The 15,955-nt window shown below is 39.4% G+C and carries 14 protein-coding genes and 2 tRNA genes; 5 read left to right on the top strand and 11 right to left on the bottom strand.

The window, feature by feature from the left end:
• Positions 1–2: 2 nt before the first annotated feature.
• Entirely contained in the window at positions 3–959 is a 957-nt protein-coding gene (locus tag HYG88_RS02100) for a homoserine kinase (RefSeq protein ID WP_178882484.1), read from the bottom strand.
• A gap of 101 nt (positions 960–1,060) precedes the next feature.
• On the opposite strand from HYG88_RS02100, the gene hisF reads away from it, so the two are divergent.
• Positions 1,061–1,819: an imidazole glycerol phosphate synthase subunit HisF gene (gene hisF, locus HYG88_RS02095; RefSeq protein WP_004659983.1), complete on the top strand. Its 759-nt coding sequence runs from the start codon at positions 1,061–1,063 to the stop codon at positions 1,817–1,819.
• Positions 1,820–2,142: 323 nt separating this feature from the next.
• Here hisF and HYG88_RS02090 read toward each other — a convergent pair whose 3' ends face one another.
• A complete protein-coding gene (locus HYG88_RS02090) occupies positions 2,143–2,787 on the bottom strand; it encodes a sterol desaturase family protein (RefSeq protein WP_178882483.1) in 645 nt (214 codons plus the stop codon).
• 114 nt (positions 2,788–2,901) lie between these two features.
• On the opposite strand from HYG88_RS02090, the gene HYG88_RS02085 reads away from it, so the two are divergent.
• A complete protein-coding gene (locus tag HYG88_RS02085; RefSeq protein WP_178882482.1) occupies positions 2,902–3,909 on the top strand; it encodes an AraC family transcriptional regulator in 1,008 nt (335 codons plus the stop codon).
• A gap of 39 nt (positions 3,910–3,948) precedes the next feature.
• Here HYG88_RS02085 and HYG88_RS02080 read toward each other — a convergent pair whose 3' ends face one another.
• From HYG88_RS02080 to HYG88_RS02070, 3 genes are all read right to left on the bottom strand, one after another.
• Positions 3,949–4,191 (bottom strand): hypothetical protein, encoded by a 243-nt coding sequence (locus HYG88_RS02080; RefSeq protein ID WP_178882481.1) that lies wholly within the window; start codon positions 4,189–4,191, stop codon positions 3,949–3,951.
• 73 nt (positions 4,192–4,264) lie between these two features.
• Positions 4,265–5,338, bottom strand: a complete 1,074-nt coding sequence (locus HYG88_RS02075; protein ID WP_034602596.1) for a DNA/RNA non-specific endonuclease — start codon at positions 5,336–5,338, stop codon at positions 4,265–4,267.
• Positions 5,339–5,493: 155 nt separating this feature from the next.
• Positions 5,494–7,371, bottom strand: coding sequence for a potassium transporter Kup (locus HYG88_RS02070; protein ID WP_005156719.1), 1,878 nt, complete (start codon positions 7,369–7,371; stop codon positions 5,494–5,496).
• 122 nt (positions 7,372–7,493) lie between these two features.
• Between HYG88_RS02070 and HYG88_RS02065 the strand changes: the two genes are divergently transcribed.
• Positions 7,494–7,583 (top strand) — tRNA-Ser (locus HYG88_RS02065).
• A 344-nt stretch (positions 7,584–7,927) separates the two neighbouring features.
• Positions 7,928–8,003, top strand: a tRNA-Thr gene (locus tag HYG88_RS02060).
• 48 nt (positions 8,004–8,051) lie between these two features.
• On the opposite strand, the gene HYG88_RS02055 is transcribed toward HYG88_RS02060, so the two are convergent.
• The 6 genes from HYG88_RS02055 to HYG88_RS02030 form a co-directional block, all read right to left on the bottom strand.
• Positions 8,052–8,879 (bottom strand): cyclopropane-fatty-acyl-phospholipid synthase family protein, encoded by an 828-nt coding sequence (locus HYG88_RS02055; protein ID WP_178882480.1) that lies wholly within the window; start codon positions 8,877–8,879, stop codon positions 8,052–8,054.
• 2 nt (positions 8,880–8,881) lie between these two features.
• On the bottom strand, positions 8,882–10,180 hold the full coding sequence (locus HYG88_RS02050) for an FAD-dependent oxidoreductase (RefSeq protein WP_005156769.1): 1,299 nt from the start codon (positions 10,178–10,180) through the stop codon (positions 8,882–8,884).
• A 435-nt stretch (positions 10,181–10,615) separates the two neighbouring features.
• Positions 10,616–11,476 (bottom strand): pirin family protein, encoded by an 861-nt coding sequence (locus HYG88_RS02045; protein WP_178882479.1) that lies wholly within the window; start codon positions 11,474–11,476, stop codon positions 10,616–10,618.
• Positions 11,477–11,752: 276 nt separating this feature from the next.
• A complete protein-coding gene (ssb, locus tag HYG88_RS02040) occupies positions 11,753–12,337 on the bottom strand; it encodes a single-stranded DNA-binding protein (RefSeq protein ID WP_005156773.1) in 585 nt (194 codons plus the stop codon).
• A gap of 51 nt (positions 12,338–12,388) precedes the next feature.
• Positions 12,389–13,753, bottom strand: a complete 1,365-nt coding sequence (locus tag HYG88_RS02035; protein ID WP_034602552.1) for an MFS transporter — start codon at positions 13,751–13,753, stop codon at positions 12,389–12,391.
• A 151-nt stretch (positions 13,754–13,904) separates the two neighbouring features.
• Positions 13,905–14,987 carry a DUF475 domain-containing protein gene (locus tag HYG88_RS02030; protein ID WP_178882478.1) on the bottom strand — a complete coding sequence of 361 codons (1,083 nt, stop codon included), beginning with the start codon at positions 14,985–14,987 and terminating at the stop codon, positions 13,905–13,907.
• 171 nt (positions 14,988–15,158) lie between these two features.
• Between HYG88_RS02030 and tenA the strand changes: the two genes are divergently transcribed.
• The gene (gene tenA / locus HYG88_RS02025) at positions 15,159–15,833 is read left to right on the top strand and encodes a thiaminase II (protein ID WP_178882477.1); all 675 of its coding nucleotides are present in this window, start codon (positions 15,159–15,161) and stop codon (positions 15,831–15,833) included.
• Positions 15,834–15,955: the final 122 nt, after the last annotated feature.

Below are 15,955 nucleotides of genomic sequence, written 5' to 3'. Positions count from 1 at the left end.
TCCTACCCTAAACCTAAAACTTGTTGTAAACGGTTTTGTAACATCATGCGCATTTCCATAGGGTCTTTTTGTGAAATATCTTCACCTGTCCGCCCTTCTGCTGCATTTTTCTGTGCGACCTGTAAACGCATACTCCAAAAACGACAAGCTGCCATTGCGAGGAAAATATCCAGACAAGCCAATTCATCTTGTGTCAGTGGACGAATGCTTTGATAAGCACCTAAGAATGCTTCAGCTTTTTCTATATCCAAATGGGCTTGTGGATAAGCTGTACAGAAGTCATTGATACTAATCGCAATATCAAATAGCCATTCATCTTGATTGAGTTCATAAAAATCAAGAATACCTTGTAATTGGTCACCCTGAAACAAGGTATTATCCCGAAATAAATCAGAATGAATAAAGCCTATTGGTCTGTTTGGATATGCTTGCGTAATCACTGTAAATAAGTGAAAGACCTGATTTAAAAGTTGTTGATCTGCTTGAATCAATTGAGGACGTAATTGGTTTGCTACTTCAGACCAGTATTGATGATTGCGATTAAAATCACGTTCCAAAGGAAAGCCCTGCAAAGCCAAATGCAATTTTGCCTGCGCTTGAGCAATCGCCTGTACTTGTTTAATACTGGCTTGTTCAGGATGTTCACCCATCAAACGAGGTGCAATTTGAGCAGGTTTATCTGCAATGCTATGAATCGCCTGTCCATTGTATTTTAAGGGCACCGCCACAGGTACGCCTGCCTTACCCAAACAATCCAGTACAGGCACCAGTTCACCTGCCCCCTCAGCATCTAATTCTTCAAAAACCGTTAAAACATAGTGTTTCTGTGATTGATCCACCAAAAAATAATTGGTGTTTTGAATACCGCCCTGGATTGGAATCAGGTCAATGATCGCTAAACCATAAGGCTCAGCGAATGCTTGAACTTCTTCTAAACTCAACGGGGTATAAACCGACATGGAAAACCTGCAAAAAATAGCTGTGAAGTTTGATAGAATACCTTTTCCCTCCATGAAGGTGTAGCACCCCTTTCTTTATTGGCGATTTTTTGGAAAATTTTATGCTCGCAAAACGTATTATCCCTTGCTTAGATGTTGATAATGGTCGAGTCGTCAAAGGCGTTCAATTTCTTGATATTCGTGACGCAGGTGACCCTGTCGAAGTCGCACGTCGCTATAACGAACAAGGCGCCGATGAAATTACCTTTTTAGATATTACTGCTACCCATCATGGACGCGATACAACTTACCGTACGGTAGAACGTATGGCTGAAAGCGTGTTTGTACCTTTAACTGTTGGTGGTGGTGTCCGTAAAGTTGAAGATATTCGTTTATTACTAAATGCGGGTGCTGATAAAGTCAGTATCAACTCGGCAGCGGTATTTACGCCTGAGTTTGTTCAAGAAGCTTCTCAACGTTTTGGCGCACAATGTATTGTGGTCGCAATTGATGCGAAAAAAACTGGCGAAAATAAGTGGGAAATCTTTACCCACGGTGGTCGTAAGCCAACAGGAATTGATGCGATTGAATGGGCTGTGAAAATGGCTGACTTCGGTGCGGGCGAATTGCTGATTACCAGTATGGATGCCGATGGAACCAAAGCGGGTTATGACATTGCCTTGATGCGTCAGATCAATGATCGTGTCAATATTCCGACCATCGCATCAGGTGGTGTAGGCAATTTACAACATTTGGCTGACGGAATTTTGAAAGGCGGTGCAGATGCGGTACTGGCTGCTTCAATTTTCCATTTTGGTCAGCACACCATTCCAGAAGCTAAGCAATATTTGGCTGAGCAAGGGATTGAAATGCGTCTTTAAACGCAAGTATTACTCAAAAAACCAACCTCTCAAAATCTATCGTTTGAGAGGTTTTTTATTCACTCAACATTTCCTCAGGCAAAAAAATACCTTGCTGAGCAAGGTATGGAAACTGCGTTTATACAACGCTAGAGGGTAAACGTGAATTTTGTCATTTTGAAAATTCTGTGCATTTCAAATGCTTGAATCAAAATAGCTATAAAATGAACAAAAATATTGACATTAAAAACAGATTTTATTGACAATTCACGACATGGACGACTGAAGTATTGTCGTGATTCGTCAAAATTTTGGTGCTTTATTGTCACACTTCGCATTTTTCACTAAGCAACTGATTCTTGTTGCTCAGTTTCTGCTACAGGCGCTTTGACTAATTTTGGTTTTTGCTCAACCCATTTCGCTGGAAAAACCGACTCGATCGCTTGGGTCAATGCTTTTGAAAGTGGTGCAGGTAACGGTAGACCGAGCGGATTAGCTTCTTTTAAATCAGCCGAAGATACAACTCGTGTTCCCATCACATAATCAAACCATGGTCGCGTTACACACCAGTTAGCATCTTGATTCGAATTCATATGATGATCATAATGCCAGGGAATACGTTTTTTTGCCCATTCTGGCTCTAAATGAGAACGGCGATGCACATAATAATAATTCCCCGCACTATAAATCGCTGCAAGCGCCATGCCTTTTGAAAAAGGATAGAACACAACACTTAGCACACCTGCGGCTACAGCAAGTGACATTAACTCATTGCGCGTACGCCAGTTGTCCAGACCCTCGACATAACAATCATCAGAAAAGCCCTGCTTGCGCACTTCACGGTGGTGTGCCCAGTGCGATTCCATCTGTTTTGGCGTTGGGCTGAAACGTGGCTTGCCTTTACGGTGAACCCCATGCAGTAGATATTTATGGGCAAACCATTCATAACCGTTTGCAATCACCAAACCTGCAACAAAACCCTTCAACATGGTTTTCTCCAAATGTTTCCTTATTTTTTTAAAGATATAAATTTTTGTAGGCGAAGTATTGACGATACGATATATTTATATTGACAAAACACGACAGAATAAGGAGTAGACAGGATGTCTCAACTCAAGAATTATACAGGATCAGTTTACGGTGGCTTGGGTCATTTACTGGCGACTTATTGTGAAGCTAAAAATCTAGCTTTACCCGAACAATTACAAAAAATTCAAAACCTTGAACGCTTTGATTATGTCATTTGGCGGGATCTACTTGAAGAGTTGAATCAACTACATCCAAAAATCGGTTTAGGATTAGAAATTGCGGAATACGTCCAACCCAAGCATTTGGGAATTATTGCTTATCTCGCACTGTCATGTGAAAACTTGGGCGAAGCATTGGCGCGTTATCATGATTTTCATCGCTTAATTTATGATGGTAGCCCTCTCGTCGTTGAATTTAACCCACCCTACGCATCAATCCGCTGGGAAGCTCCAGAACCCAACCCAACCCAATTAACAGATGAAATTGCAATTGCGCTGATGGTGCAATTCCATAAGTTATTTCTGTCAGGTGAAGATCTCAATCTACACGAAGTGCATTTTGTGAATACCGCACCGAAAAACATTATGGTTTATGAGCAGTATTTCCGTTGTAAAGTCCGTTTTGATCAGCCTAAAACTCAGCTACTTCTACCTGTTACCGAAGCCTTTAAGCCACTTCGAACAGGCGATCACACTTTACAGCAATTGTTGCTACAACAAGCTCAAGCTTTATTGGATAAGCTTCCCAATTCCACTCAACTCGATCAACGTCTGCAACATGCAATTTTGACTGGATTACAAAAAAATCAATATCAAATCGATTTTATTGCACAAAAATTAGGATTATCGGTCAGACAATTACAACGCCACTTACAACAGCAAAACACCACCTTTCAGGAACGTGTGCAACAAGTACGTTTTATGCTCGCAACGGAATATTTAAAAGATCCGCATTTGAGCCTACAAGAAATTGCCTTGCTACTTTGCTATTCGGAACAAAGTGCTTTTCAACGTGCATTTAAAATTTGGACTGGTTTAACTCCACAACAGTGGCGAAAGAACAATACCATTTATAGTTCTTAATCAAATTAATAAGGAAACGATGGTTTCTTAAAGCATTTTTTATAGAAATGGATTTTCGATTTCATGTTCAGGTGGGCGCTGAATTTTCTCAGGGAGATTTTCCTGCTCTAGGGCTGTCACCACCTCATTCATAAAGGCCTGCAACTTTCTGGCAGCCTTTAAACCTGCTTGATCTTTTGTGATTTGCAAATTGCCATATAGACTTACACAGTCCACTTGATTTTCCAAAGTCAGATCATAAATTGCCGAAGACTGATCGCCTTGTTCAAAAGGTTTAAACATCTTTTCCTCTCATTGTTCTTTTCTGTTTTAGGCTATTTGAGTTAAGCATAACCACATTAGGATGGCTGCGAAATTAGCGCAACAATTGTAAGAAATACTGAACCAATGCATCAATCAATTGCTTGATTAAAGCTTGTTTGGTTTCCTCATCAATCTGCGGCAAATTAGTCTCATCAGTTTGTGTCTTCCCAGAAGAGAATTGCTGCTGTTGTGCTTGAATACTTGCCGTGGTTGCTTCTTCAGCACATTGACTTTGTCTATCCCAACTCACATAGCTAATTTCTTTATTGGCTTTAACTTGTTGTGCCGATGTAGGCAATTGATAAACATTACGCTTTTGTTGTTCTGTGAGTTGTGGAAATAAATTAATTCCTAACTTTTCTTCTAAATAACAGATGCTCACCACTTTAACCTGTAATGAATCATTATTCGGTGCATAGTACGCCCCAATAATCCCCTGTTTAGGTAAATACACGGCTTTGTATACCGCTGTAGGAACTATTACGCCATTCCCTATGGTTTTTAAACGCTTATCTTCAAAGATCGGTCCAGTCACAACATAGGCATCTTTATGCTGTTTAGTCACAATAGAACGCACCGCTTCTTCGAGTTTACGCCAAACTTCCTGATTATTCTTCGGTGATTGTGGCACCATATTGGCTAAAGAAAAACTGTCATGTTGTGCCGCAGTGTTATTCATATCACCATTCGGTGCCATATGTCCACGATCGTACCCAGAACCACGGTAGTCCGCTAACAATGCACGATGAGCGAGAGGCACTCGTGTTTCTTCGTGAAAACTATCTTCGCGCTTGATTTTAATACTTAAACGATCTGGGGTAAGGTATTCCGCTGACCACAATGGTGTTTTTGAAATACCTGAATACATCACATTAAAATCATTAAAACACAAAGCATAACTATCTTTTTTTAGACTTTCTTTTGTAAGTAAAGGAGGAACATCTCGATAAAATTGTTCTAAGCAAGCACCATGACTCGATGGCAAAGGAATTAATTTAGAAATTTTTTCATTACCAAATGCAATCGCGAAACTGCCTGTTGCGATCAAAGCAAGAACAATTTTTCCAAAATTTTGGCTCAAAAAAGCAAATTGTGTTTTACTCTTTTTGGTTGTTTTCTTCGCCATAACTAAATCAAAATCAATATGAATGCGAAGCTTAGCAATTCCATATTCAACTGTATATTGAGATAAAGCAAAGAACGACACTTTATGTCGCAAAACTGTTCACTTGATCACCAGATAATAGAAAAGGCACTCTAAAGTGCCTTTTTTTATGTTACCTAAATTTCAATTTGACTGCCTAACTCCACAACACGGTTGGTTGGAATTTGATAGAAGTCACTCACAGGGCTAGTATTACGTTGCATTGAGATAAATAAGCGTTCGCGCCACGGAGACATACCATCTCCCACACTATGAACAATACGATCACGTGAAATAAAGAAGCTAATTTGCATCAAATCGTATTCAAAGCCTAATTCTTCGTAAGCTTGAATCAAGGCTTTTGGCACATTAGGTTCATCTTTAAAACCGTAGAAAATTTTGATGCGATAGAAATGTTCATTCAACGTTTCAACACTAATTCGCTCCTCTTGAGGAACAAATGGAACATCTTCAATCACAACCGTGACTAAAATATTACGCTCATGTAGTACTTTATTGTGCTTAATATTATGTAGCATCGCATGCGGAACAACATTAGGTGTTCCGGTTAAAAAGACTGCATCGCCAGGTACCCGATGAACATTGTCCCCAATACTTTTCACAAATAAATCGAGTGATAGGGTGTCATGTTCAAGCTTAGCAAAAGTAAGCTCACGACCACGTTTCCACGTCATCAGGATCATAACCGCGACTGCACCGATCAATAACGGTACCCAACCACCTGAGAACATTTTTAATGATGCTGCTGCGACCAGTACGGATTCCAAAATAAAGAATGGAATAATCAACAGCATCACTTTTGGTAAGCTCCATTTCCATGCATAGTATATGAATACAGCAACTAAAATTGTGTCACATAACATGGTTAAGGTCACAGCCAAGCCATAAGCACTTGCAAGGTTTGAGCTGGTTTTAAAAATTAAAATTAAGATGACAATCGCGATCAGCAATAACCAATTCAGAAATGGCACATAAATTTGTCCTTCTTCAGAATCAGAAGTATGTTTAATGCCTAAACGTGGTAAATAACCCAATTGGATTGCTTGACGAGCTAAAGAGAAAACCCCAGAAATAACGGCCTGTGATGCAATCACAGCTGCCATCGTTGCCAAGATAATCATTGGGTACAAAGCCCAACTTGGGACTAGTAAATAGAATGGATTTTCAATCGCCGCAGGATTGCGAAGTAACAGCGCACCTTGTCCAGCATAATTTAATACAAGGCAAGGCAAAACGACACTAAACCAACCGAAACGAATTGGACGCGATCCAAAATGCCCCATATCTGCATATAAGGCTTCACCACCTGTGACCGTCAGAACAACAGCACCCATAATAAAAAATGCTTGTACAGGATGAGTGAAAATAAACTGAATTGCCCAATGAGGACTAACCATACCGAGTACGATGGGTGTTTGCACGACGCTAATGACACCCAAGATCCCCAATGACAAAAACCAGAGTAGCGTAATTGGCCCAAAAAATTTACCAACAAACGCGGTTCCGTGTTTTTGCATTAAAAATAATGTCGTTACAATTACAATTGCAATTGGCACAATAAACGGATCAAGTACATTGGTTGCAATTGATAGACCTTCAACAGCGGAAAGTACTGAGATTGCAGGCGTAATAATACCGTCACCAAAAAATAGCGATGCCCCAACAAAACCAATCGCAATTAAATAAATCTTCTTACTATCGGATATTTTTGCTTTGCGTAGATTCAAAGCAAGTAAAGCCATGATTCCACCTTCACCATTGTTATCCGCACGCATAATAATCGCGATGTATTTAATACTGATAATCAGCATTAAACACCAAAAAATAATCGACAAGATTCCCAATACATTTTCAGGTTGAATTCCTAAGCCATGTGCAGCATGGAAGGATTCTTTCAAAGCGTACAGAGGACTGGTTCCAATGTCTCCAAACACCACCCCTAATGCTGCCAATGCAGTGGCAGGTAAGGCTGCTTTTTTTGCAGTACTTTGCATATATTGTCTTCAATATAGAACGTTATATTCCTTAATATTATCATTAGCCAAGAAGTTTTTCTGCAAATCTGTTCGACTACAACTTGGCAGTCTGCTTTTTTTTAGTTACTATCGCACACCTTGGTGAGGTGTCCGAGTGGCTTAAGGAGCACGCCTGGAAAGTGTGTATACGTTTGCGCGTATCGAGGGTTCGAATCCCTCTCTCACCGCCAAGTTTACTTTCTATGATATCTCATAGAGTCATAAAAGCTTAAATCTAAAGGGTTTAGGCTTTTTTTATTGCCTTATGTTTTCCAATTGACCCTATTGAATCCTGAGATGGTTGGGGGTATAACTGGGGGCATAATAAATTACCCCTATTTTTTTACCCCCAAATTTCAATGGAATTAGCTTCAAATCTTAGGTTGAAAGCTATTTAAAACCATTGATTGATTGGAATTTACTGCGGTCAATTTGGGGAAAATTGATAAAAAATCAACAATCAAATTAAATTTATCTGTTTGCTCATTTTTTCGCTTGTTTTTTTAAATAGATTCTGTAGAATTCTCGCCACGTTGCCGGCATAGCTCAGTTGGTAGAGCAACTGACTTGTAATCAGTAGGTCCACAGTTCGAATCCGTGTGCCGGCACCATAAAATTCAAAAAAGGCTTAATTTTAAAGATTAAGCCTTTTTTATTGCCTAATTTTTAACTGCGCTGACCTGAATATAATGCACTAAACCATCTTGATAGAGTTTTCTACATAACTTTGCTGTCATATCAATTTTCAATTGTGCCAAGTCAAAATGTTTCCTTTCTTTTCTCTTATTTTCAATATAGACAGCAAAACCATTTAAAACAGGTTCGGAAAAATCCTGAATTTCAATCTGGGTAAATCCTTTTTGTATAAGCTTTTGTGTTAATTGTTGTTCACCCATTAAATTTTGCCAATTTACATCAGCGCTTTTGAGCAAATAACGGTATTGTTGTTTTTTTAAATTTGAACACTCTCGCCAAGCATCTGACCACATCAAATAATGAAATGCAATTCGACCTTTTGAATTCAAAACCAAAGATGTCGAATTGAGAAATGAATTCAAATCACTGTGATAAGCTGCATCTATACACAGCACTACATCAAATAAATTTAAAAGTTGCAGTGCGTTTAAATTCAAAAATGATCCACAATGAATTTGAACTTGGGCTAATTGTTTTTGAATTCGTTTGGCATATTCTGGCTGTAGCTCAACCGCACTGAGTTGTTGAATCTGATAATACCTAAGCCAATGTAAAAGACTTGCTCCCTGTCCACAGCCCAGATCTAAAACATGATCAGATTGTTTGAGTTGAATAGAAGCAGCGATTTGATCCGCTAGGTTTTGGCAAGCCTGTGGGTAATCATCATATTGGTTCTGCCAATAACCTAAATTACTCCAAGCAAGTAGAGAATCATCTCCGAGACGTTTTGCATCTATTGCATATTTATGTCCGAAAACTTTCTCAATCCATCCTTGCTTGGAGTAAGCCATATTTAATAACCCAGTTCTGGCGCAACTGAAACTTTCGGTTTAAGCCCAACGAAAGGCAATGGCGCACCTAAAATTTCAGAAATATGCATCGCCGAGGTCACCGCAGATTCTAAAATTGGTAATCCATCACATGACCACGAACCACAATAAAACACTTTACGATTGAGGTCTAAATGACGTTTTTGAATTTGTTTATTCAACGCAACCGTCTCTGAATCAACAACAGCACGCGTGAGCTGTACCTTAGAAATAATTTTCTTAGGGTCAATATCAATTACAGGGCACCAAGTTTGGAATACGGCATTTTTGCCGACTAGGCTTGGTTCGATTGAATTAATCCACACAGTGAATTGCTGGCGGCTAAAATTCCGATCCATCATATAACTTAATACTGCCCAATCTTTACGGCGTTGTGGCATCACGATTGGATCGGTGTGAATAACCAAATCACCTTGTTCAAAACGGAACTTTTTCAGTAATGCAATATCATCTGCAAATTGTGGTTGCTTGAGAAAATTTTCAATGGCTGGTGTTGGTGTTGCAATAACAACTCGATCGAACAATTGGCTTGCACCTTGTCCATTTTCTACCAAAATCTTATCGCCTTGTTCTTCTACTTTTTCAACAGGTGAGCCACTATGGATAGCAATTCCATCAATCAGTCGATTCACGAGTGCAGGTGTTCCCCCTTTCATTCGCAATAAAGCTTCACCTTCTGTGAGTTGGCGAATAAATTCTAATAGGGGCTTGGCTGGCCACTCACCAATCGTTTTTGGATGGCATGTGCAAATGGTATAAAGCACTGGCATTACCGTACCATGCCAGAACACTTCCTCAATATGGTATTGATTCATGAATTCAGCTAGGGTGATGTCTTGATTATCTGATTTGAAAAATTGATGTACAGCTGTTTTGAGTTGTAGCATCCCTTTTACCAGACGCCAGCCATATTGCTGTATCCCTTTACGGTTATTAATAATTGGGAAATTTCCAATTCGGCTACGTGAAGTTGTTAGCCAAGTATCTGTTTTATCTTCGAATAACCAACTACAAGCCATAAATGTACGCACAGGGAACGTTTCTATTCCCAAATAGCTGGCTAAACTTAAAGTATTTTTCCAAAGTTTTGGGTTCATCACACGTAATGGTGCATCAATTAAGCCCCCATCAAAGTCTATACTGTGACTGTCCATGCCGCGCCCAGCAAGTGCTTCGAATATCGTTACGTTATGTCCTGCATCATGTAGGATTCTGGCTGAGGCAAGTCCTGCCATACCACTGCCGATAATTGCAATATCCAAAATTATGTCCCATCAGTTGATGATTTTTCTTGATTATGACTGATAGTTAACCTAAATACGGTATTAAAAAATACCAGATTCTGCATTTAAGCTAGACTTTTGTCTTAATGTGTCCATTCACTTATTGTTACATTTTAACACACTTCTTATTTTAAGCTTAAATCAATGATAATATTAACTATATTGTTTTATACATTAAATAAATATACATAACATTCTTTATTTTTCCATTTTTACCCTGTTAGGGACTTTGCAAAGCTGAAATTTAGCGCTATTGTGATTAAACAATAATCAGAATCGAGTCACGTAACAAACTTGATAATAATAAGTGACCTAATATTAAAACAATCAATAGAGAGTCTTATAGCGAAAGCCCATAGCTTTAAAGGAGTTATGGGCTTTCTTATATGTGTCTGTAATAAGGAAAATTAAGCTTTACATGCTGCCAAATTTACCACGATTGAAATCATTGATCGCATCTGTAATCTCAGCTTTGCTATTCATAACAAATGGCCCATAACCTTCAATCGGTTCATTCAAAGGTTGACCTGTTAAAATCAAGAATTTACTGTCTTGCTCAGCCTTGATCGTAAAATCAATTTCTTCACGGCTCAGTACAACCAAACTTGGTGCTGCAATGTGTTGAGTATCATTTAAAATCACCTCACCAGAAAGTAGCACCAACAATGTGGTATGTCCTTCGGTCACATAAAACGTGTGCGCTTGATCTGCCACAACTTTACCATCCCAAACATTGACTGGACTGAATGTTGTAGCTGCGCCAATTGTCTCTTGATATTGCCCAGCAATCACACGCAATTCACTCCCTACATCATCCAACTGAATGCTTTGGATATCTGTTGCTTCAATGGCTTGATATTTTGCAGGTGTCATTTTCGAATGAGCTGGCAAATTTACCCATAATTGTACCATTTCAAACAAACCACCTTGATGAGCAAATTCAGGGGAATGGAATTCTTGATGTAGAACACCACCTCCAGCTGTCATCCATTGCACATCACCAGCTTTAATTGTGCCACCGCCACCACTTGAATCCTTATGTGTCACTTCACCTTGATAGGCAATCGTCACGGTCTCAAAACCACGGTGCGGATGGGTACCCACTCCTTGTTGAGCAGTTGTTGGTTCAAAACGGTACGGCGCTGCATAATCTAAAAGTAAAAATGGGCTAATCGCTTGTCCCAAACGATCATAAGAAAACAAATTGTACACAGGGAAACCATCACCAACCCAGTGCATATTTTTATTTTGATAGATACCAAGAACTTTCTTCATTTAGTTTCTCCTATTCAGGTAGAAATTCTTTTCTTGAGACTCATTTTACGCCTTGATGATCAACGCTTATAGATATGGATTAACAACAAATTATTCCACAAACAGGACAATCTTAAATTTTATAGATAATTTAATACTAAATTAGGGTCTGTTGACATTTGCTGTATAAAAAATAGCGAGTAAGTAAAATTCAATATTTTTTAAAAATAAAAAAAGAACTTGATATAAATCAAGCTCTTTCTCTTTAATAAATACAATAATTAAGTATTGTACATTTTAAAACGGTAAATCATCATCTAAATCAGCAGGGGCAGTCGCAGGCTGAGGTGCTGATTTTGGTGTATTAAAACCATTTCCTGCTTGTGGACTACCAGCATAATTACCTTGATTACCGCCAGCAAAACCTCCGCCCTGACCATAACCATTTTGGTTGTTGTTATAACCCGTATTTTGGTAACCACCACCTTGGTTATTGTTGTTATTAAAACGTGGTTGATTAAAGTCACCGCCGCCTTGTTCGCTTTGTTGACGCGTATCTAACATTTGCATTTGATCGCCACGAATTTCAGTACTGTAACGCTCTTGACCGTTTTGATCTGTCCATTGACGAGTACGTAATGAACCTTCGATATAAACTTTTGAACCTTTACGCAAATATTGCTGTGCAATTTCGCCTAAACGGTTGTGTAACACAATACGATGCCATTCTGTTTGTTCTTTACGCTCGCCTGTATTCTTATCTGTCCAAGACTCACTTGTTGCAATCGAAAATTGAGTCAGGGATCCACCATTTGGAAAAGTTTTGGTTTCAGGATCTTTACCCAAAGTACCTACTAAAATAACTTTATTCACACCACGCATTAGCTGTCTTCATCCTATATATTTCTATGTTTTACTTTATAAGAGTTATGTTTAAATGGCTACCTCTTTGCCAATCAAGTGCGTTAAATCTTGTCGTCCAGCATCATCTATACACTGTTTATCGACTTTAATATAAGCAACTTGTTGTTCAGGCATCACCACGACTTCTTCAATACCACGAATTGCCAACAATTTTGAAGTCCATTCATCCGTTTGTGTCATTTGAGGTAAAGGCAACACAATTGAAGACAAATATCGAGGTTGAGCCAGCCCAAAACTGACCAACAACCAGAGTATAGCAATCCCAGAGAGGACACTCCAGCCAAGTGCAGTATTCTGTAACATCAAAAGCTGTCCGCCCAAAGTACCACCAAAAAAAGCACCTAAGAATTGGCTACTGGCATTTATTCCCATCGCAGTTGCTTTAGATTGAATAGGTGCAACTTTCGATAACCAAGACGGCAATAATGCTTCCATGACATTGAAGGCGATAAAGAAAATACCAAGCCCTGCGAGCAATACATATTTCGATTCATAACCAAAAATAAGAATCAGTAAACCCACAATAATTCCAGCAATTGCTGACAAGAAAATACCACGCATTTTGCGATATTTTTCAGCAATAATAATACTTGGGAAAGCAAAGAACAGACTCAGCACCAATAATGGCAAATAAATCAAACCATGTTTTGCCAGTGGAATCTGTGCATATTCAATCAACTGAGAAGGAATATAAATAAACATTGCCGTGAGCAATAAGTGCAGAGAAAAAACAGAGACATGTAAGCGATTCAGATCGCCCATTTGAATGACTTGTTTCAACTGCGATAAATAACCTTGTTGGAAATTACGATGATGTCGTGTGACTTTAGGCACGAGCAATAACATCAAAATCGCAGCCAATCCCATAATCGTTGTCACGAAAAATAGTCCAGAAATACCGACTAAGCTAGTGAGCCAAGGCCCTAAACTAAATGCCACTACGAAAGACAAGCCAATACTCATCCCCATCGCTGCCATGGCTTTAGTCCGCTGTTCTTCACGGGTCACATCGGCCAGTAAAGCCATGACTACGGCTGAAACTGCACCAGCACCTGCAATTGCACGACCAATAATCACACCATAAATTGTGTCAGATAAACCTGCTATCGCACCACCAATCGCAAATAAGAGTAAACCCAGTACAACCAATGGTTTACGACTAAAACGATCAGCCAACAAGCTAAACGGAATCTGCAAAATTGCTTGTGTTAAACCATAGACCCCTACCGCTAAACCAATGAGGGCAGGCGTGGCATATTGATAAGACTGTCCTGCCACTGAAAAGACAGGAATAATCATGAACAAACCCAACATGCGTAAGGCAAAAATGCTGCTTAAGGCAAAAGTTGAACGGCGTTCTAAAGCATTCATTATTGATAAGACACTATAACTGGCTTAGCGAATTATAAGCGATTCGCTTAACAAGGTTGTAAGTAGATTATGAAAAACACAATCTTTAGGAGAAAAAATAAAGGAGCAAATCGTGCTCCTTTATTTAAAATATACCACTTAGCTGAAAATAAGCTTAAGAAGCTTGCTGTTCTCGCTTGCTATATTGAATAGATGCGATCACTGCCCAAACGATAAAGGCAACCCCGATCAGGCCCGTTACAACTTCAGGTACATGTAAGCCTGTACCACTTGCGATCATGATAAATGCCAAAGCGCCAATCGCATAATGCGCACCATGTTCCAAGAAAATATAAGCATCTAACGTGCCCTTTTCAACAAGATAGATGGTCATTGAACGGACAAACATTGCGCCAATCGCAAGACCTAACATGATAATGACAACATCACTGGTAATCGCGAATGCACCGATCACACCATCAAAACTGAACGATGCATCTAGGACTTCAAGATATAAAAAACCACCAAAGCCAGCTTTCACGACACCTGAAGCAGCGCCATTTGCATCATGCGTAACCGCATTACCATTTTCATCAATCTCTGGCTCACCACCGAGGAGATGACTAAGCACCTGCACGCCAATATATACGACAATACCCCAGATCCCTGCCATGGTCACAGCCAAACGTACAGACTCTTCAACATTGGCTGCCATAATAATCATGGCAATCAATGCGAGAAAAACAGACATGGCGGGTACACTGGCTAAATTTGCTAATTTTGCTTCTAACCACTTAAACCAATGGGTTTCTTTACCATCATCAAAGAAGAAGTTTAAAAACACCATTAACAGGAAAGTACCACCAAACGATGAAATTTCAGCATGATGTGCCATTAAACGTTCTGAATAGGTTTTTGGATCATTCAATGCCATTTTAGCGACTTCAATCATGCCCATATCTGCCGTCACAGCAACAATAACGACAGGGAAAATCAAACGCATTCCAAACACGGCGATTAGAATACCCACCGTTAAAAAAATCATTTTCCAAAAATGATCCCAATTACGTAATACCGAAGCATTTACCACAGCATTATCAAAGGATAGCGAAACTTCCATCACGGCCAAGATCGCAGTAATGGTCAATGCTTTAAGCATCGTAGCTACGCCTGCTTCAGGGCCATGCGTGTAGCCCCAATAGGCAGATAGTGCTAAACACACTACCGTAAAGAATATAGAAAAACGAAAATGCTTCATGAACAGCCTTATGCGAAATCGTTGAGTTATAAAAATGTAGCTATTGTAGGCGAGTTTCGCCCCAAAAAGAGAAAAGATTGTTGGACTTGTTTGGCAAAAGAAACCATTCAAACCAGACTCTGTTATAGTGCTGAAAGATTTCTTTTATATGTACTTTAATAGGTTCATTTCATGACGTTTTCTCAAGATGTATGGCAACGTAATCACGATTTATATCAAAAAATATTAGCTCTACCATTCAATCAAGAACTAGCTAAGGGTACTTTAGATCGTAAAGCATTTTGTCATTATATGATTCAAGATGCTCACTATTTACTAGCTTATGGTCGTGCGCTTGCTGTAGCTGCGGCAAAAGCCTATGAAGCAGATGATGTGATTCAATTTTCGGAAGCAGCAAAAATTGCGATTATTGTAGAACGTAGCCTGCATAGTGATTTTATGCAGGAGTTTGATGTCAGCAAGGCTGAGTTTGAAGGTACACCATTAACACTTGCCTGCCACCATTACACCTCTTTCCTAACCGCAACAGCTTGGTCAGAAAGTTATCCTGTGATTTTGGCAGCATTGCTTCCCTGTTTTTGGATTTATGCTGAGGTTGGTAAAGACATCGTAAACCAATCAGTTCCTAATAATCCGTATCAAGCATGGATTGATACCTATGCAGGTGAAGAATTTAATACGGCAGTGCGCAATGTGATTGCAACTGTAGATAAAGTCGCCGCACGCTGTGATCAGGACACGCTGGCAAAAATGCATGCGGCTTATACGATGGGTGCAAAACTGGAATGGTTGTTTTGGGACAGTGCTTATCAGCAACGGCAGTGGCTGGGATTGGACCACGCCTAAAACATTTCATACAGACATAAAAAAGCCCCTCTTCAGGGGCTTAGTCGTATATCGTATCATCCGATATACTGTATGAGGCTCATCTCAAACTGAATGCATTAAAGCATAAATAAAGTTGAATA

The sequence above is a fragment of the Acinetobacter sp. SwsAc4 genome (genome assembly GCF_013391535.1).
GTDB lineage: Bacteria > Pseudomonadota > Gammaproteobacteria > Pseudomonadales > Moraxellaceae > Acinetobacter.
The sequence above is the reverse complement of the archived record's forward strand: the minus strand, read 5'-3'. Positions and strand labels throughout refer to the sequence as shown.